The 19,403-nt window shown below is 42.1% G+C and carries 17 protein-coding genes; 14 read left to right on the forward strand and 3 right to left on the reverse strand.

From position 1 onward, the window contains the following. Positions 1-82: 82 nt before the first annotated feature. Both DV872_RS00380 and DV872_RS26435 read right to left on the reverse strand, forming a co-directional pair. A complete protein-coding gene (locus DV872_RS00380; protein ID WP_158546759.1) occupies positions 83-2,530 on the reverse strand; it encodes a cache domain-containing protein in 2,448 nt (815 codons plus the stop codon). 90 nt (positions 2,531-2,620) lie between these two features. Then, the gene (locus tag DV872_RS26435) at positions 2,621-3,343 is read right to left on the reverse strand and encodes a GGDEF domain-containing protein (RefSeq protein ID WP_158546760.1); all 723 of its coding nucleotides are present in this window, start codon (positions 3,341-3,343) and stop codon (positions 2,621-2,623) included. Between the two features lie 665 nt (positions 3,344-4,008). On the opposite strand from DV872_RS26435, the gene DV872_RS00390 reads away from it, so the two are divergent. The 7 genes from DV872_RS00390 to DV872_RS00420 all read left to right on the forward strand — a co-directional run bounded on the left by DV872_RS00390 (position 4,009) and on the right by DV872_RS00420 (position 12,272). Continuing rightward, positions 4,009-6,291: a diguanylate cyclase gene (locus tag DV872_RS00390; RefSeq protein WP_114627845.1), complete on the forward strand. Its 2,283-nt coding sequence runs from the start codon at positions 4,009-4,011 to the stop codon at positions 6,289-6,291. Next, on the forward strand, positions 6,288-7,217 hold the full coding sequence (locus tag DV872_RS00395; RefSeq protein ID WP_114627846.1) for a YafY family protein: 930 nt from the start codon (positions 6,288-6,290) through the stop codon (positions 7,215-7,217). The genes DV872_RS00390 and DV872_RS00395 overlap by 4 nt, the downstream gene beginning before the upstream one ends. A 51-nt stretch (positions 7,218-7,268) precedes the next feature. Next, on the forward strand, positions 7,269-7,604 hold the full coding sequence (locus tag DV872_RS00400; protein ID WP_158546761.1) for a DUF3795 domain-containing protein: 336 nt from the start codon (positions 7,269-7,271) through the stop codon (positions 7,602-7,604). A gap of 230 nt (positions 7,605-7,834) precedes the next feature. After that, positions 7,835-8,554 (forward strand): FadR/GntR family transcriptional regulator, encoded by a 720-nt coding sequence (locus DV872_RS00405; RefSeq protein ID WP_114627848.1) that lies wholly within the window; start codon positions 7,835-7,837, stop codon positions 8,552-8,554. Positions 8,555-8,840: 286 nt separating this feature from the next. Continuing rightward, entirely contained in the window at positions 8,841-10,226 is a 1,386-nt protein-coding gene (locus tag DV872_RS00410) for a GntP family permease (RefSeq protein WP_199563405.1), read from the forward strand. Positions 10,227-10,382: 156 nt separating this feature from the next. Further along, complete coding sequence (locus DV872_RS00415; RefSeq protein WP_114627849.1) at positions 10,383-11,762, forward strand: GntP family permease; 1,380 nt, start codon at positions 10,383-10,385, stop codon at positions 11,760-11,762. Positions 11,763-11,795: 33 nt separating this feature from the next. Then, positions 11,796-12,272: a flavodoxin domain-containing protein gene (locus DV872_RS00420; RefSeq protein ID WP_158546762.1), complete on the forward strand. Its 477-nt coding sequence runs from the start codon at positions 11,796-11,798 to the stop codon at positions 12,270-12,272. On the opposite strand, the gene DV872_RS00425 is transcribed toward DV872_RS00420, so the two are convergent. Next, a complete protein-coding gene (locus DV872_RS00425; protein WP_114627851.1) occupies positions 12,269-13,249 on the reverse strand; it encodes a LacI family DNA-binding transcriptional regulator in 981 nt (326 codons plus the stop codon). The genes DV872_RS00420 and DV872_RS00425 overlap by 4 nt on opposite strands. Positions 13,250-13,433: 184 nt before the next feature. Between DV872_RS00425 and DV872_RS00430 the strand changes: the two genes are divergently transcribed. From DV872_RS00430 to DV872_RS00455, 7 genes are all read left to right on the forward strand, one after another. Beyond that, entirely contained in the window at positions 13,434-14,714 is a 1,281-nt protein-coding gene (locus DV872_RS00430) for an ABC transporter substrate-binding protein (protein ID WP_158546763.1), read from the forward strand. Positions 14,715-14,781: 67 nt separating this feature from the next. After that, the gene (locus DV872_RS00435) at positions 14,782-15,672 is read left to right on the forward strand and encodes a carbohydrate ABC transporter permease (RefSeq protein WP_114627853.1); all 891 of its coding nucleotides are present in this window, start codon (positions 14,782-14,784) and stop codon (positions 15,670-15,672) included. A gap of 1 nt (position 15,673) precedes the next feature. Then, entirely contained in the window at positions 15,674-16,510 is an 837-nt protein-coding gene (locus tag DV872_RS00440; protein WP_114627854.1) for a carbohydrate ABC transporter permease, read from the forward strand. Positions 16,511-16,516: 6 nt separating this feature from the next. Then, positions 16,517-18,091: a sulfatase gene (locus DV872_RS00445; protein WP_114627855.1), complete on the forward strand. Its 1,575-nt coding sequence runs from the start codon at positions 16,517-16,519 to the stop codon at positions 18,089-18,091. Positions 18,092-18,293: 202 nt separating this feature from the next. Then, positions 18,294-18,836: an RNA polymerase sigma factor gene (locus DV872_RS00450; protein WP_158546764.1), complete on the forward strand. Its 543-nt coding sequence runs from the start codon at positions 18,294-18,296 to the stop codon at positions 18,834-18,836. Continuing rightward, positions 18,826-18,975: a hypothetical protein gene (locus DV872_RS26440; protein WP_158546765.1), complete on the forward strand. Its 150-nt coding sequence runs from the start codon at positions 18,826-18,828 to the stop codon at positions 18,973-18,975. The genes DV872_RS00450 and DV872_RS26440 overlap by 11 nt, the downstream gene beginning before the upstream one ends. Next, positions 18,972-19,400 (forward strand): hypothetical protein, encoded by a 429-nt coding sequence (locus DV872_RS00455; protein ID WP_114627857.1) that lies wholly within the window; start codon positions 18,972-18,974, stop codon positions 19,398-19,400. The genes DV872_RS26440 and DV872_RS00455 overlap by 4 nt, the downstream gene beginning before the upstream one ends. The last annotated feature ends 3 nt before the right edge of the window (positions 19,401-19,403 follow it).

Here is a 19,403-nt window from a genome sequence, read left to right on the forward strand (position 1 = left end):
AAACATCGGCACTGTCTGTTATTAAATCATGTAAAATAGAGTTGGAAGAGACTTGCGGAAGGATAATCGCCAAAGATCATTATTAATTGAAAAGTCTATGAAACACCTCAATCAGACTATCAAAAGTATAGGGTTTTTGGACAAACATTTTTATACCCATTGCCATTAAGTCATCCACTCTCTCGTCATGCCTGAATCCAGAGGTCAGAATAACCTTTATTTCAGGGTCAATTTTTTTCATTTCCAGGAAGGACTCTTTTCCTGACATTTCGGGCATAGCCATATCAAGGAGCACCGCATCTATGTCTGCATAGTGGTCTTTAAATATATTCAATCCTTCCATACCATTTTTGGCAAGGATCACTCTGTATCCATTGGTTGTGAGAATCTCTTCAGCAGTTTTACGCATTGCCTTTTCATCATCAACTACAAGAATAAGTCCTTTACCAATGGGGAGTTTTTTCCGGGTAATCTTTTTCATTTCTTTAATCTGATCCATGCTCAGGGCAGGGAGGTGAATTTTCAGGTTTGATCCGACTTCGGGTTCAGAACAAACATCAATGAAACCATCATGCTGTTTTATGATGTTGTAAACCATTGAGAGTCCCAATCCTGAACCTTCGCCTGTCTTCTTTGTAGTGAAAAAAGGATTGAAGATTTTGGCAACGGTGGTCATATCCATTCCCACTCCTGTATCTTTCACAGAAAGTACATAATAAGTCCCCAGATGAGCCTCGTGGTGAATCTTACAAAAGAAGTTATCAGTTGTCAGCTCATCAATGCTGACAGTAAGAGTCCCTCCCCATGTCTCCCCCTTACTCCGCATCAGGGTCATGGCATGTTCGGCGTTTATACAGAAGTTAAGCAGGGCCTGCTCAATCTGGGTCGCATCGGCTTTGATGATAGATGGTGTAGTTGTGTATATAGGATTCAGCTGGATTGATTTATCAAAGGAGTTTTTACAAATTTTCATGACATTTTTTATTATGTTATTCAAGTCAACCTGAGTCAGACTCATTTCCTGCTCTCTGGAGAGAGACAAAAGCTGCTGAACCATACTTGTGGCTCTGAAGCTGCATTCTCTCATAGTCCCCACATATTCTTCCAGAGTCTCTTTGTTAACGATTCCATCCTTCTCCAGTCTAATTTCTATGAGGGAGAGTGTTCCCACAATTCCACCAAGCATATTGTTGAAGTCATGAGCCAGACCACCTGCCAGTGTTCCCACTGTTTCCATTTTTTGAGCCTGTCTCAACTGATCACCTGTCTTTTTTATGGATTTGATCATATTACCCAGAATAATTCCCAGCTCCATGGTTTCCATCGTACCGCTTATGGGAATCTGTCCATCCAGGTTGCCGCCTTTTTCAATTTCCTGGGCAGCAATCGTCAGTTTCTGTAGGGGTTTTGTCAGGCTCTGAGATAGAAGAAGTGAGAGTATTATGGCGGCAGCAATGAAAATAAGAGATAAAAGAATGATTTGTCTTGTTAAGGCTCGGGCCGGATTTGCAATCTCATCTGTATAGATAGAAGATCCGATATACCAGTCAAGGGGGGCAAAATAGCTGATATAGGCCATTTTCCAGAATCTGTATTCATCCTCGTGCTGTGGTTTGTTCCATATATATTCATATGGTATTTCCGGAGTTCCGGATGCATCTATCAATTCATCCATGATAGGTTTTCCAGTGGCCGGATTAATCCTGAGACTTCCATCAGTCCCCTCTAGTAATGGGTGAATCAGATATTGTTTATCTCCGCTGAAAATAAACATATATCCACTTTCAGGGATATCAACTCTGGAAAATGTATCCTTCAATTCTTCAAGTACGGCGCTTATCCGCTTTTGAACATCTTCTTCAATATCGTCAATGTATACACCGGTTCCGATGATCCAGTTCCATTCTTTAAACAGTTGGCCATATGAAATTTTAGGCTGTACTTCAGTCAAACCATCGGGTGTGGGTTTCGGCCATAGGTAATCCACATAGGCGTCACCATTTTCAAGACAGATATCAACAAAGGCAACAAATAGATTCTTCTCAATTCCAAGAGCCTTATCAAAATCAGGACTATCAAGGATCATGCCGTCAAGTTCGGGAATAGTTGGATGCATAATCATACGGGGAAAGGGCTGCATCGTATCATTGATCCAGAAATACCCTACACCACCATCATATTGAAGCTGTTTTATGACTTGAACAGCCTGTTGCCGGGCATCCTGCTCGCTTAGTATTCCATTAACAGAATCGTTATAAAATCCTTCGATTATTGTTACTGCAATATTGTTGAGATTTTTCAGTTCAGATTTTCTTCGTTCCAGGGAGGATTCTTTGTGAAACAGAATACTTTTATATTCGTTTTCTACATTAAGGATAACCGTATTTATCAGATTATGAGCATTGTCTTTCTGAGCTTTAGATAAGACTTTTTCAGTGGCTTTCTGTACCAGGACCATATTAGAAATATTTGTCAGCAGAACTATTCCCAGGATACCAAAGAGGATTCTTATTTTCAGTGACTTCAGCATGGTCTTTATCCTTCCATGGTCCGACTGAAACATATAACGATAACAACTTAATTTTAAGCTAATTAATTACCTTTATCCAGATGTCATTTCTCAGCTGATGGTTTTGTTCCGTCCGCTTTTTTTGGCTTCATAAAGCCTGCTGTCTGCAATAGCCAGCATTCCCTCATAATTTTCGGGGGCACATTCTGTACAAATCCCAAAACTCATTGTGACCTTAAGTTCCGGTGCTATTGTTTCCCAGTTATGGTTTTCAATATTATTTCTTACCCTTTCAATGGTGATTCTGGCTTTTTCTGAATCTGTTTCAGGAAGGGCTATAACCATCTCTTCTCCACCGTATCTAGCTACAATATCTCCTTCCCTCACACCTTCTTTTAAGATTTTAGCTATCTCCTTAAGAACAATATCTCCTATCTGATGTGAGTAATTATCATTAACTTTTTTAAATAAATCTATATCACCCAGGACTATAGACAAGTTGTGCTTGTACCGTCGTGCATTGGGTATTATTATACTCAGTTCTTCATTGAAAAACCTTCTGTTATATAGATTGGTTAATTCATCAGTGACAGCCAATTCTTTTATTTTATTATGAGATTTTTCCAGCTCCAGGCTCATTTCATTTAGAACCCTTGCAAGAATACCTATCTCATCCCGTGATTTAATTTTATTAATCTGCTGGCCTTTTAATCCTTCTTTAAGACTCTCTGCTGCTAATCTCAAGTTTCTTAAGTTACGGGTTAATATAGTTCCAAAAGTAAATCCAAAGAGCAGTGCAACTGCAAGTGATATATAGAATCCGAAATTAATCACACTGTTTATTCTGGCGATCATAAAAAGATCTTCCCTTGAAATCGTTGGAGAATTATCAGGAAAGGCATAAGCCATAATCTGCCCTTCGATTGAAATGGTATCACCTTGTCTTAATTCGCGGATTGACACCCTGGTTCCCGGTTTGTGATTTCTGAAAGGAAGTAATATGTTCCCATTCAAATCAGTCAAGCCAATCCTGAAGGAGAGAGGAGATTCAATGTCTTCATTTTCATAGGGTGGACGAAATGGCAGACCCCTAAAGGGTTGGGACATTGTTTGATAGAACAGTAAGGCTGTTTCAGGAGTTCCCCACTCATTGTTTTCATTGATAAACCGGGAGATGAGATCAGAGTAATAAGAATAGTGGCTGCTCTTTGCATCTCTTATGAATTCTCTATGCAGAAGAAGAGGGGCAGTCATTTTCATTATGAGAAGAACTGACAAACTGGCAACAAAAATATATATAGTCAGTTTATATTTTATGGAGAATATCTTTTCCCTTTTTCTGATCATCTATTAATTTTAATATACAGAGCTGTCAAATGCAAAATAGTGAAAATCTGATTTTATATAAGTTGATTGGTCTCCTCTCCATGATTCTGTCAATACTCTTACGGTCGGCATCCCCTTTTGCCCACTTATAAAAAATGGTGCTATAATTTATTATGGCTGAGTTCTCAAACAGTCAAATCTGTACTGCAGGGATTATTCAATATCTATTCTTAGAGGGCGGGCCTATTAAAACAATCTATGTTGTTCTAGCTATATTTTTCACTTTCTTCCTGATCAGCAGCTGCAGCTCCGATCGTTTTCCTCCCCTTGAGGTGGAACAGGCTCAAAAGGGAGTCCTTAATTTACAAAATTGGGATTTCGAAGAAAATGGAAATATAAATCTGGAAGGTGAATGGGCTTTTTGGTGGAAAGAGATTCTAGAACCTGAAAAAGTTGATTCTTTTGACAGAGCCTTGTTTGTGAATGTACCTGAAATTTGGACAAGTTATGAAATTGATAAGAAAAATCTTCCTTCTGAAGGATATGCCACTTACTCCCTTCAACTATTCCCACCTGATAAAAGTCAAATCTATGGTTTATTCATTGAGGGCGAAGGCAGTGCTTATGCTCTATGGTTGAATGGCAGTTTGCTTGTTCAAAAGGGCAGAGTGAACAAAGAATCCCATTCAGACCTTAAAGAGAAAGTACCAGTCACTCTATTCTTTGAATCTGATGGTTCACCACTCAATTTCGTCATGCAGATATCAAACAACCAGCACCGTAAGGGAGGGTTCCGTAATAGTCTGTTATTAGGCGGGGCGGAGTCCATTCACCAGTATCAGCTGTGGAACTGGTTTCTTGAGGCTTTCTCATTTGGTGTATTGATGATTATGGCTATTTACCATTTAGTGACACACGTATTTAGAAGAAAGAATAAAGCTTCACTCTTCTTTGCAGCACTTTGTTTCTTTGCAGCAATCCGTCTGGGTGTAACGAATCAGGGAACATTGCTTAGTCTTTTCCCTATGATAAGCTGGACAGCGGCTATCAGAATTGAATATTTCGTTTTCTTTCTATCACCGATCTTCTTTGTATTGTTTATTAATAGCCTCTATCCTGAAGATATTCATAATTGGTTTCTTTACTCAGTATCCGGAGTAGGTATCATTTTCTCAATTATTCTATTCTTTCTAAACACCATGACCCTCAGTTATACTTCCACCTTTTATCAGTTTGTTTGGAATATCGAAATTCTCTATTATTTCTATTTTCTTGTGAGAATCACAATGAAGAGGCGTGAGGGATCATTTTATTTTACTATTGCAGCATTTCTTTTCTTCATGTCTGTGATTACTGAAACACTGATACTGCAAAGAATTATTGATCCTATCAGACTCTCCAATTTATTTCCTATAGATATGATTTCTTCATTCGGATTTCTATCATTCATTTTTGTACAGGCTCTTTCCCTGGCATCCCGATCTTTGAAATCATTCGGATATATTGAATCCCTTTCAGCAGAACTCAAGGATTCAAATATCAGTCTGGAACATAGCGAAAAAAAATACCGGAGCATCTTTGAAGAATCAAAGGATCTTATTTTCCTCACTGGTCTAAACAGTATTATTGAAGAGATCAATCCAGCCTGTAAAGATATTCTGGAATATTCAGCAGAGGAATTAAAATACAAGTCTGTTCAGGATATAATGGTCAATCCAGAAGATATTTCCCTTTATCAACAGATGGTGAGTGAACAGGGATATGTAAAAAACCTTGAGCTTGAGTTGATGAGTAAAAATAGAAAAATAATCAGTATGCTCGTGAATGTTACTCAGAGGAAAGATGAAAATGGGCAGTTTATGGGATTTCAGGGAATTGCAAAGGATATAACTGCCAGGAAACAGGCTGAATTTGAGAGGCTTCGTGCACAGAAACTGGAACGCTTAGCTGTCACTGATCCTCTCACAAATATTCATAATAGACGTTTCTTTGATGAAACTGCTAAAACAGAAGTAGGCCGTGCAAAAAGATTTGGAACCCCTGTTTCTCTTATCATCTTTGATATAGATCATTTTAAAAGGGTCAATGATACCTATGGACATCTCATAGGTGATCAGGTGCTCCAGAGCTTAGCAGCCAGCTGTCAGAAAACGATGAGAAGTATAGATCTTTTTGCCCGGTTTGGAGGCGAAGAATTTGTTGTTTTAACACCGGATACTGATATTCAGCTGGCTCGTGACATTGCTGAGAGGTTGCGCAATATTGTTTCAGATAAGGTGATGGCTTTATCGGATGGAACTGAAATTTTTGTGACAATCAGTCTGGGTGTCGCTGGCTGGGATACATCGGAATCTCTGGAAATTAAAACTCTTTTAGACCAAGCCGACAAGGCATTGTATGCGGCAAAAAATACAGGCAGGAATAAGGTTGTCACCTGGGAGGACTTGATCAAATGAAAATCGACCGTCTTCTCTCTATGATTCTTTTGATGTTAAAAAAGAATAAAATTACCGCATCGGAGATGGCTGCCTATTTCGAAACCAGCTCAAGAACTATCTATAGAGATATTGAGACCCTATGTCTGGCTGGTATTCCCATTGTCTCTGAACCCGGTGTCCATGGTGGTTATTCACTTATGGAAGGATTTACTCTGGAGAAGCAGGTTTTCAAGGTTGATGAGATTCTGGCCTTGATAGCTGGGTTGAAGGGTTTGGAGGCTGTATTTGAACCTGCTGCTGTCCGCAAGACGGTTGAAAAAGTCAGTTCCCTGGGGTCTCAGAAGGACAGCCGACAGAATCTTGAGATAGATTTCTTTGGTTGGGGTGAGGGGAATCACATTCGTCATAATGTACAGATTCTTTATAAGAATATTAACAGAAAAAAATGCATCAGATTTGACTATACAAATCTAAATAATGAGGGGCTCAACAGAATATCTGAACCTCTAAAACTCTTTTTCCGTGGAAATAACTGGTACCTGCTGGCCTTTTGTAGAACCAGAGAAGACTATCGTTTTTTCAGAGTGTCCCGTATTCTTAATCTTGAGGTTCTGGAGGAAGAATTTTCCTTAAGGGAAGATCACATTCCTGAATGGAGACCCGAACATAATCTTCATGATAGACGGAAGGTCGAATCTATACATCTTCACATCGCGAACGGGGGCAGTGCTAAAGCAAGAGAGTATTTCTCCTCTGATAATATCATAGAGAATGTCGATGGAAGCCTTGAAGTTAAAGTCTCTTATCCTCCTGATGAATGGGTCTACAGCTATCTTCTCAGTTATGGAGAGCACCTAACTGTTCTCCATCCGGATAATCTCCGTAGTGAACTGATCCGCAGATCAGAAAGTTTTATAAGAAAAAATAAATCACTGACAGACTGATGTCAGTGATTGCCCTCTATGATGAACTATCTTTTATTACAGGAGTTTTTTATGGAACAGAATCTGGGAAAATGCGGTATAGACTGCAATGAATGCAATGCTTACAAAGCTACAATTACAAATAATGACAAACTGAGGAATAAGACAGCCGAAGAGTGGTCCAGAATGTTCGGAGTCGATATTGATCCAGCCGGAATAAACTGTGAGGGCTGTCAAAACGGGAAGACCCTTTTCAGTCACTGCAAGGTGTGCGGTATCCGCCGCTGTGCTTTTGATAAAGGATTTAACACTTGCGCTGAGTGTCCTGATTATGGCTGTGAACTGGTTGCCGGGATCTGGTCCCATGATATGAGTATCAAAAAAAATCTGGATAAGCTACGGGCTTGATTCTCTTTTAAACTATAGAGCAGGCGGCCCTGCAATGAGAAGACAAATTCTAAAAATAACCAGCTGCTGAGCTGTTCTCCTTCTGGTTGAAAGTGGAGGGGCCGCCACTCAATACTTTCGGTTCAGTCTCTGATAATCTCCTCCCCATATTGAGGGAACACATAAGTAAGAAGAGCTGATTTCTCTCATTAGCTTGTAAATTTCATCTTTTTTCCTGTATCTTTAGAATAATGGAACCTAAAAGCACAGCTATTTATAATTATCTAGAAGGAAAAATCATCCAGGGAACTTTGAATCCCGGGGATAAATTGCCCTCGGAATCTGAGCTGTGTGCCAAGTTCAGTGTCTCCAGGGGACCTGTCCGTGCTGCTCTGGATAAACTATCTGCCATAGGACTTGTGTTTAAGAAAAAGGGCGGTGGTTCCTACGTTACCGAGCAGGGTATGGATAACTTTCTGAATGTTGTACTACCCACCCTGAAATTCAATACTGTTGATTTCAATGAGATAATGGAGATCCGATGTGCTCTTGAGAAGCTGTGTATCGAACTTTGTCTTAACAATCATGAAAAGAATAACTATGAACAGCTGGATAATGCCATGAAGGCAATGGTGAAGGAAGTTAACAATAAAGATACTTTTTTTGAGCTGGACAGGAAATTCCATACATCAATCTCCCTGCTTTCCGGGAATCTCCTTCTTCATAATTTCAACCAGCTTATCTGGGATCTGCTGAAGAACAATTCAAAGAAAGAATATCATAATCAGGATTTTGAAAAGCTGGTGATAGAGCACAAACGTATTTACAAAGGTATAAAAGAAAATGACCGGGAACTGGCTGTGCTTTATACGGTCAGGCATCTTAAACGATCCATCTTCAATGCACCTCAGGATTCTATCAGTGAAACAGATAAGAAAAGATGGAATCCCTGGCTCTTCAATACTCTCTGAAACTATTTCGTCATGTAGTCTTATCAGTCTGAATCGCTCTTAAATCCTCAAGTTTATTCCAGAGATATATCTTGGTTCCGTCCAGATAATAGACTTCCGAAATCCTTCTATTCACCACATCATAAAAAAAATGAAAGTTTTTTTTGCATTAATAAGAATCTCATGATAATATCGAACCTGTAGTACAGGTTTAGGCGTTTTGACTTGTAATCTTGGATTATTGCTAATTAAATGACATATAATCTTGTATCTGTAGTACAGAAAAAATACTGGAGGACTTTAGAAAATGGGAATTATAATGATTTTACTGCTTGTTGCATCAATTGTATTGATCGTAATAGCAACATCAGTTTTCAAACTGCATCCTTTTATTGCTTTGATTTTTGCAGCATTATTTGTAGGACTGGGAGCTTCTGCTCTGGGTCAGTTTGATGTTATGGCCGTGGAAGCGACCATAAGGAGCGGATTCGGTGGAATCCTGGCTTATATCGGTATAGTCATCGTTCTGGGAACCATCATCGGTGTATTCCTGGAAAAATCAGGTGCAGCCATCAAAATGGCAGATACTATCCTGAAAATAGTAGGACCCAAGCGTCCTGGACTGGCTATGAGTATTATCGGATGGTTTGTTTCCATTCCGGTTTTCTGTGACTCCGGTTATGTAATTCTTTCGGCTCTGCGTAAGTCGGTTACCAAGAAAGCAAAAGTGTCTGCAACAATGATGAGTGTAGCCCTGGCAACAGGTCTGTATGCTTCACATACACTGGTTCCCCCCACACCGGGTCCAATTGCAGCCGCAGGAAACCTGGGACTTGAAGACAGTCTCGGACTCGTTATCCTTGTAGGTATTTTCGTTTCCATATTCACCATGATTGCCGGTTTCATCTGGGCTAAATTTATTGGTAAAAAAGTTAAAATACAGGAAGATTATGATAATGAAGCTTTTTTCGCAAATGGACTTGAGGTTGAAGAAGAATTAATTGAACAGAAATATGGTAAATTACCTTCAACTTTTATGGCATTCGCCCCCATACTGATTCCTATTTTACTTATTGCATTGGGAACCATTGCTTCTTTTCCCGGAGATCTGATGGGAGCCGGTTTTATTGCCAACCTTTTCAAGTTTTTTGGAAAACCTGTCATGGCCCTTCTTGTAGGTTTCTTTTTCTCACTCGGTCTTGCACCTAAACTGGATGAAGAAGTTCTTATGAAATGGATCGGCGAAGGTATTAAAATCGCAGGACCCATTATTCTGATCACCGGTGCCGGTGGAGCATTCGGAGCCATCATCAAAGCAACTCCCGTAGCTGCCTATCTTGGTGCATCCATGAGTAATTGGAGTGTCGGTATTCTTGTTCCCTTCTTCATTGCAGCCGCATTGAAAACTGCTCAGGGATCATCTACAACAGCTCTTGTTACAACTTCAGCTCTTATGGCTCCACTCCTTGGATCTCTCGGGCTGGATTCCACAATGGGTTCCGTACTTACTGTTATGAGTATCGGTTCCGGAGCAATGACAGTGTCTCATGCAAATGACTCTTATTTCTGGGTAATTGCAGAGTTCACAGGTATGGATGTAAAGACAGCCTACAAATCAATGACTATGGCAACCCTGATACAGGGAATCGTCGGTATAGTCGTGGTGTTTATTCTTTCCTTATTCCTGCTTTAGATTTATGTAGTTAATTGAGTGTATGGAGAGCTTCTCAGGAGGCTCTCCTTTTTTTATTTATGAACGATTCATTATCCTCGCGTATAATCAAATTATGTTAATATGAAAAACCGGAGTTATTACCCGGATTATTTACTGTTTGTTTTGGAGAGCAAAATGGGTTTTCTAATGATACTGCTGTTCTGTCTGTCTATCGCTCTGATTGTAGTTGCAACCTCTTTTTATAATATTCATCCATTTATAGCTCTTATATTTGCTTCACTTTTTGTCGGTCTGGGAGCATCCGCTCTGGGGCAGTTTGACATCACAGAAGTCGAATCTACAATAAGGAACGGTTTTGGAAATATCCTGGCCTATATCGGCATTGTCATCGTACTGGGAACCATAATAGGTGTTTTCCTTGAGAAATCCGGAGCTGCTATTAAAATAGCTGATACCTTAATAAAGGCTGCAGGACCAAAACATCCTGAAGTTGCCATGAGTATAATCGGCTGGTTTGTTTCCATTCCTGTATTTTGTGACTCAGGTTATATCATTCTCTCAGCATTGAGAAAATCAGTGACTAAAAAAGCGAATGTCTCTGCAGTGATGATGTGTGTTGCTCTTTCTACCGGGCTCTATGCTTCTCATACTCTTGTCCCTCCTACACCCGGACCCATAGCCGCTGCAGCTAATCTGGGGCTGGAAAACAGCCTGGGACTTGTCATCATATGCGGTCTATTTATCTCTTTGTTTCCTATGGCTGCAGGCATTATCTGGGCGCGATATATCGGAGGCAAAATAAAAATACAGGAAGACAGGGACAACGAAGAAGCCATTCTCTTTGACCTGGAGACTGAGGAGAACAGGATTGAGAGTAAATATGGTGAGCTTCCCTCAGCATTCTGGTCCTTTTCTCCTATTCTGATACCCATTTTACTTATGGCCCTGGGAACTTTTGCTTCTTTTTTACCCGGATCTCCGGGGATTTTAATTCAAATCATGCAGTTCCTGGGTAAACCCCTTATGGCCCTTCTTTTCGGTTTTCTTTTTGCTTTAAGGCTCGCTCCCAAACTTAATGAAGAGGTTCTTATGGTTTGGATCGGAGAGGGGGTAAAAATTGCCGGACCATTTATACTGATCACAGGAGCCGGTGGTGCCTTCGGTGCCATCATCAAAGCCACATCCATAGCTGCTTTGATCGGGGAATCCATGAGTGGATGGAGCCTGGGGATACTGGTTCCCTTCTTTATTGCAGCTGTACTGAAGACAGCACAGGGGTCTTCAACAACGGCACTTGTTACAACATCCGCGATAGTAGCTCCACTTCTAACTTCCCTTGGGCTGAACAGCCCGACGGGATCAATCCTGACGGTAATGAGTATTGGAGCCGGTGCCATGGTTGTTTCCCATGCCAATGATTCCTATTTCTGGGTGGTCACTCAGTTTGCCGGTATGGATGTCAAAACGGCCTACAGGACAATCACTGTGGCTACATTAATACAGGGGCTGGTTACGATTTCTGTTGTGCTGGCTCTTTCGTTTATTTTGCTTTAAAAGGGAAAAGTCCCTAAAATGGAGGATATTGGAATGAAAACATTGATTGTCTATTATTCAGGTAAGGGATTTATCAAGGAAGCGGCTGAGCGTATTCAGAAAGGTCTGGGGAGCAGCGGTGCATTGCTGGATCTCGGTTCAAAAAGTAAGGCGGATCTTACAGAATATGATGCTGTTGTACTCTGCGGAGCTTTCCGGGCCGGATCACAGCCGAGAAAGATCAAAACCTTTGCAAAGAAGAACTCAAAGCAGCTGCTGACGAAAAAAATTGCCTTTGTTCTGGGCGGGCTTGGTGTGGAGCAGGAAGAATATAAACTCCCTTTTGAAAAGAATTTTGCAGAGGATTTAAGATCCCATGCCTTGCTGTCTGTTCATGCCGGGGGACGCTTCATTCCTGAAGACTACAGTGGTTTTATCCGTAAAATGATGGAGAAAATCAATAAAGAGAGTGGACCTATTCATAAAGAACAATGGGATAATCTCAAGCCGGTTGTTGAAGCTTTCAGTTAATCTCCGGGAGGAGGAATCAGTTCCGGCTCATGTACCAGATTGATAAACTCTGCTTCTCCTCTTATCAGTTTTAGTAACTCTTCTGCCGCATCACTGTAGATGCTCCCTATTCCTATGTCGATGGATGCAGGTTTGCTATCCAGAACCAGAAGTTCTGTACTGTTGTCGTAGCCGATAAGAGGGTAGAGGTCCTGCAGTGAATATCCTTTCCGGTACAGCCTGATCACGGTTTTAACAAGATGCATATCATTAACGAAAGCAATGGAATCAATTGTTTTATTTTCTATACAGCCTATCAGTTCAGCCTTTATTTTCTGCGGGTCAGAGGAGTTTATGATAACTGCCTCGGGAAATACAGATTTGAATCCTTCTCTACGCAGATCATGAGTAAAGGGATCTTCTTCGTCCATAATATAGGCCGGTGACATGCATCCCTGTCCCTTCAGGTATTCCGCCTGAATCCGTCCTCCTGCTTTATTGTCTGTTGCTGAGTGGTTGTACTTTTCAAGTTGAATAGAGCGGTGACAGATTACATAAGGTATATTCCAGTCGGCTATGTGGGCAGATTCTTCTTTTGTTACATAATCAAAAACAATAACTCCATCACAATGCTCTTTAATTTCAGACTCGTTCAGAGAGAATATGGAGTTAACCTGTTTTATTTCAAACAGGTAGGTCTGGTTTTCAAAGAATGCTGTGAGAGAGAGGAGAGCCTCAGTGTAGATCCAGTAGTTACGTTTTACATTGGTCCAGTAGTCACCACTGCCTCTTTTTACATAGAGCAGCATGATAGTATTGGTACCTTTACGGCGGAGGGCACTGGCATTGCGGTCGGGCTTATAGCTCATGGACTCTGCTGCATCCATAATCTTCTGTCTGGTTGCGGCTGATACCTTGTCCGGATTGCTGAAGGCCCTGGAGACTGTTGCCTGGGAAACACCCACTATTTTGGCTATCAGATAACTGTCTACTTTCATTTTAGATGCTCCCTCTTGATGTATTCGTATACATATTATCCTTCTCCCTTTTGAATTTATACCATGAAACACTGTTTAAATCAAACAAAAGATTTCCTTGACATTAATGCATTCGTATGCATAAAATGTATTCGTATGCATAAAATGTATTCGAATGCATATGATTAAATTAAAGGAGTCTATTGTGAAAAGAATTTTAGTAACAGTTCTTCTTGCTGTTCTAAGTTTTTCCGCTTTTGCGGCAGGACAGCAGGAAGCCGCTGCAGGTAGCGGAGAAGCTAAAGATGTCAAACTGACTATGGCAAGCTGGAGTGTCCGTGAAGACAGGTTCAGTGATTATTTTGAAGCTCTTAAAACAGATTTTGAAGCTGCCAACCCCGGAATTACAATCGAATTTGCGGGTTACCCCTATGGTGAACTTAAGAAACAGGTTCTGATTATGGCTAATGCCGGTCAGTCTCCCGATATCATTCAGAGTGAAAGAGGCTGGTACTCCAGTTTTGTTGACGGTGGTTATGTTGCTGAACTCGATGATCTCCTTGGTGTTGAATATCTGGCAGAAGTATATCCTGCCATTCTTGGAGATATGAAAGTGGACGGCAAGGTGTACGGTGTTCCCTGGATCGCCAGCCCCTTCGTTATGTTCTATAACAAGGCTCTTTTCGCAGAAGCAGGACTTGCTGATAAGGCTCCTGCCAGCTATGAAGAAGCCATGATGTATGCCGAAAAACTCTCCGCCCTTAAAGATAAAGACGGAAATGCTATATACGGTCTGGGACAGTCCACTGCCTCCGTTCCTGTATCAGGAAGTGCTGTACTATCAATGTTCTTCAGCTACGGCGGAGGATTCAGAGACGCATCCGGAAATATTGATGTAATCAATGCCGGTAATAAGGCAGCTCTTGAAGCCCTTAAAGATATGCACGCATCTAAATACAATCCCGAAGGTGCCAAACTGAAAGATCTTAGAAACCTTTTTGCCATCGGCAGACTGGGAATGTATTTTGATACCCTCTGGGGAATCGGTGGAGCTTACGCTATCAATCCCGATATTCAGGGAAGTGTTGGTGTAACCAATCCTCTCAGTGGTGCAGGTGCGCCTGCAGGTTCTTCACTTGAAGCTCACATGCTTCTGGTTGCAGAAGATTCTGCCAACAAAGAAGCTGCGGTTAAGTTTATCAAGTTTGCCACAAGTCCTGAGCAGATGGGTAAGTATGTGGAAATTGCACCCTTTCTCTTCCCCAAAGCCGATCAGGTTGATGGAAATCCCGGTTATCAGTCCAATCCAGGAATTGCTCCTGTCCTGACTTATGCCGATACAATCCATTCCATTGAGAAAAATCCTGAAATGGAAAATGTATTTCTGGCTATGACCACTGCAGCTCAGTCTGTCACTGTGGGCAGCATGTCTGCTGATGAAGCCCTTGTTAATCTTGATAAAGAGCTTAAGTTTCTTCTAAAATAATTCTAAGGAACTGTCCGGAATCTCGGCTCCGGGCAGTTTTCTAATCCTAATTAAATAGAGATCAATTATGACACTCAAAAGTAAAACCGGAGACAAGGTATTCGGAACAATTCTGCTCCTGCCTTCTATCCTCATCGTCGGAGGGTTTATATTCCTTCCGGTTGTACAGTCTGTATTCTACAGTTTTTTTAATTTCAAGCTGACCCGTAAGAAGATACCTCTGGTCTGGAATGACTTTGACAATTACAGATCCCTCTGGGAATCCGGAAAGCTTCAGAACGCCTTTGGTATCACATTCCAGTTTATGATTCTGGTTGTACTGGTAGTCTTCCTTATGGGACTTATCATGTCTCTGTTTATGAACAAGGGATCTTCGGGCGAACGCCTGACCAGAACTCTTACCCTCCTGCCCTGGGGAACTCCAACAGTTATTGTTGCCCTTCTCTGGTCATGGATGTTTCAGGCGGAATATGGTGTTGTGAACTTCATACTTATGAAGCTTCATTTTATAGCCGAGCCTGTGGGGTTTCTTGTGAATCCCGATACAGCTCTTGCTTCAGTCGGTGTGGCTGCAATCTGGAGACAGCTTCCTTTTATGTTTATCATGCTTCTGGCAGGGCTTCAGGGAATCCCGACGGAGATGTATGAAGCCGCCCATATTGATGGTGCTTCCAAGATTCAGACATTCCGGCACATCACACTTCCTTTTCTAAAGAATGTGATCCGCTCCAGTATTCTTGTTACCATAATAACCAACTTTAAACAGTTTCCACTGTTCTGGACCATGACAGGCGGTGGTCCCATGGGCCGAACCGAAACTCTGGCAATCCTCACCTATAAAAATGCATTTGTTAACCTTAACTTCGGTGTCGGTGCAGCAGTTGCAACATCCTGGATGGTTGTCCTTATTGTCTTCTCTCTCCTGTATAACAGAATTTTCAAGGAGGCGAAGTATTAATATGAAAATGAAAATTAAACCCGTTAAAATTCTGGCTCTTGCCATTGTAATTCTCCTTGGACTTTTTCTTATGTTCCCTATCTACTGGATGATAGTTACATCATTCAAGTCGAACCTCGATATATACAGATTCCCCCCTCGGTTTATTCCCAGGAATTTCACGCTGGAACACTATGTGGGAATCTTTCAGGATAATTCAGTTGCCTTATATCTGAATAATAACTTTCTGGTATCCATCGGAACTACTTTGATAACCCTGGGAGCAGCCTCCTTAGCCGGGTATTCACTGTCCCGATATTCCACCCGCTTTGGCAAATTTGTAAATACAGCCCTTCTATCCACTCAGATGTTCCCCATCGTAGGATTGATTCTGGCTCTTTATATGATTTTCAGAAATCTGAATCTGATTAATACAAGGCTGAGTCTGATGCTTTCTCTCTCAGCAATTACGATTCCTTTCTCTGTAATTCTTATCAAGGGATTTTTTGATGATATCTCCCGTTCTCTTGAAGAGGCGGCAAGGATAGATGGCTGTTCAAGATTCCGGACCTTTATATCAATAATTATGCCTTTGGCAAAACCAGGTCTTCTGGCTATCGGCCTTTATACTTTTATGCAGGCCTGGGATGATTTCCTTTTTGCCATCACTTTTATTCTTACTGATGATAAGCGTACCCTCTCCGCAGGGATTGCCATGAAGTTTCTGGGAGAAGTCTCCTATGACTGGGGCAGGGTAACAACAGTCTCTGTTTGCGGTGTGCTTCCAATGTTTATTCTAATATTTTTGTTTCAGCGCTATATGGTTGCCGGTCTGACAGCCGGTGCTGTTAAGGGGTAATTTCTTATGAATGATTATATAGACGGGTTAACCGGTAAAGGGTCCCATTGTCATGATGGTCTGGAAGGGAACCCCAATATCCTACTGGTTACCATGGATATGGTTCCTCCTGAATTTTATAATGGAAATCGTTCCATGGAGACTCCCCATCAAAGAAGCCTGGCACAGGAGGGTGTATCCTTTTCTCAGGCCTTTGCCACCTCTCCTTTATGCGGACCCTCCAGAACCTCCATTCTTACGGGACGCTTCTCCTATGTTACGGGAAACTCCGAGCGGGCTCATGATGGACATGCGGTTCATCTTCGCTCTGAAGATATTATCTGGCCCGAGTATCTGAAATCCATGGGTTATCACTGCCGGCACATCGGCAAATCTCATGTGGGGACCGAACACTTTATGCGGGCTTTCGGTGAGAACTGTTCTCCCTGGGATCGCTGGTCTCCACCCTGGTACAACGAAGATCTCTTTATTCAGTTTTTGATGAATAAGGGTCTTTCCAGATTCACCTTCTCCAAAGAGATCCGGGGGATGAGCTGGGACGGAGAGAAAAATGGTAACTCCTATGGGGGCTGGTTGGCAGATCAGAAGGGCAAACCCTTTCCCGAAGATGCTATTTATCCCTCATTCCTGGTGGACAGGACAATATCCACACTGGATACCAGGGAAAACAAATCTGTTCCCTTTTATATGCAGCTGGACTTTTTCGGTCCTCACCAGCCCTTTGCCATTCCTGGAGGATGGGAAGAGAGGGAAGCTGAAATCAGAAAGGACATTGAATTTCCAGAGAGCTGGCTTCAATGGGAGGCCGACGGATTTCCGGCAGAAACAGATGATCCCAGGGTATATGATCTCTATCGAAAGAACTGGGGTATGAAGAATCGTCAGGATCTTGAGGATTACCTTGTGGCCAATCAGCTGCAGTATGAAATTATGGATAAACAGCTGGGCAGGCTGCTGGGTTATCTGAAAGAGAATGACCTCTATGATAATACTATGATAATCTTCACTGCCGACCACGGCGAAATGAATGGTAAAAAGGGCTGTGTTGATAAGGGTGCCTACCTGAATCCTCAGACAATGCAGGTCCCTTTATATCTGAAACCCGCAGAGAGTCAGACTGTCCCGAAGGGAAAGGTTGTGGATACTCCTTCTTCCCTGCTGGATATCTGCCCCACAGTCTGTGAGGCTGCAGGGTTGGAAATTCATGAAAGAATTGACGGTGTGAGTCTGTTTGAGACTCTGAAAAGCGGAAGCAGACCGGATGACAAGCATGTGATGTTTGATGTGTGGAACCATGTCATGCCCAATCCCTGTGTAGGACTGGTCTTTGAAGAAGAGGGTGAAGCCTGTCTTTACAGCTATAACAGCACTTCAAGCAGAGATGAGCTGTATCGGATGGATGATGCCGGGCAGATCAACAATATAATTAATAAAGATCTGAAGCTGAAAGATACCGCCAGGAAGAAAATGTTTTACGCCCTTTCAGGCGATCCCCGATGGGAAGTGTATAACTGTTATTTTAAGCTGGAATACGCAGAGGACCTCGAGCTGAAGCCGGGGGATAATCAAAAATTCGAATAATCCTCCCTTTCAGGATATTTGAAGCCCGGATTCATTGCAGATTCTGCATTCGAATCCGGGCTTTTTTTGATGATTGATGGCTGGGCCGGCTGCTGCCAGCATAAATGCCCGGAGCAGGCTCTATTTTTTTATTTACACAATTTTTTAAATAATTATAAATAATCTCCGGTGTATAATCGTCTTTAGGTATATGAGTGCAGCAATGACTGAAGTACTACATAAACAGGAAGAGCCTCTGCTCAGTCTGTTCCTCAGCAAAACAGGTGACCACCAGGAGTCCCGGGATCTCCTTCAGGACCTCTATGAATCGGTTCTGAAAAATCTGGATACCTTTGCTGCAGTAGAGGATCAGAGCGCCTGGCTGTTCAGAGCCGCACATAACAAAGTCATTGACTGGTATAGAAAAAGAGAACGGAATCAGATTCTGAGTCTGGATAAGGAGACTCTGGAGGAGAGATCCCTGCTTGAGCTTCTTGTCAGCCCCGAGCTGGATCTTGAAGACCGGCTGATCAGGGACAGCCTTCTGCAGACCCTGGATTTTGCCATTGAAGCACTGCCTGACAAACTGCGCAGAGTTGTTGTGGCACAGGCTCTTGAGGGACAAACCTTCCGGGAGCTGTCAGAGGAGTGGGATATTCCTATGGGGACATTGCTCTCCAGGAAAAGGGAGGCACTCCGTCTTCTGGCAGAGGCTCTGAATGAGTTTTCTGATGTATGGGAGGAACTTATATACTATGAAAATTGAGAGAAGTTTAAAAAATATTATTACGGCGGCACTTGTTCTGCTGACAGCTGTATTACTGCTTGGTAGTTCAGGCCGTATGATGAGTAATTTCGCGGGACACTGGTGTGATGAAAATACAAATACAGGAGCTACACTATGATAGATTACAAAAAAATAAGACCCCTTGGAAAGGGAATCATATTCGGAGTTGGAGCATTGATTTTTGCAGCTTTTCTGGCGCTGCTTTTCGGCTGGGTACTGATGCTTTTGTGGAACTGGCTCATGCCGGAAATCTTCGGACTTCCGATGATCGGCTACTGGCAGGCATGGGGGCTGATTCTCTTGAGTCATCTTCTTTTTAAAGGCGGAGGTGCTCATGGCAGCAGCAGAAGAGCTCCCCACTTTCACCCGGGACAGGGCAGAAGCCCCGGTCGCAGACCTCCTCATATACATGACAATGAAGGATTTGATGAGTTCAAGAAAGAATTTAAAGATAGAATGAGAGCCCGCTGGCATGAGCATGAAGACAGTGAGCAGGGTAACCGTGAGGGCGAGGAGATTGTTCCAGAGGATGAAAGTGACTGACTA

Source organism: Oceanispirochaeta sp. M1, from assembly GCF_003346715.1.
Lineage (GTDB): Bacteria > Spirochaetota > Spirochaetia > DSM-2461 > DSM-2461 > Oceanispirochaeta.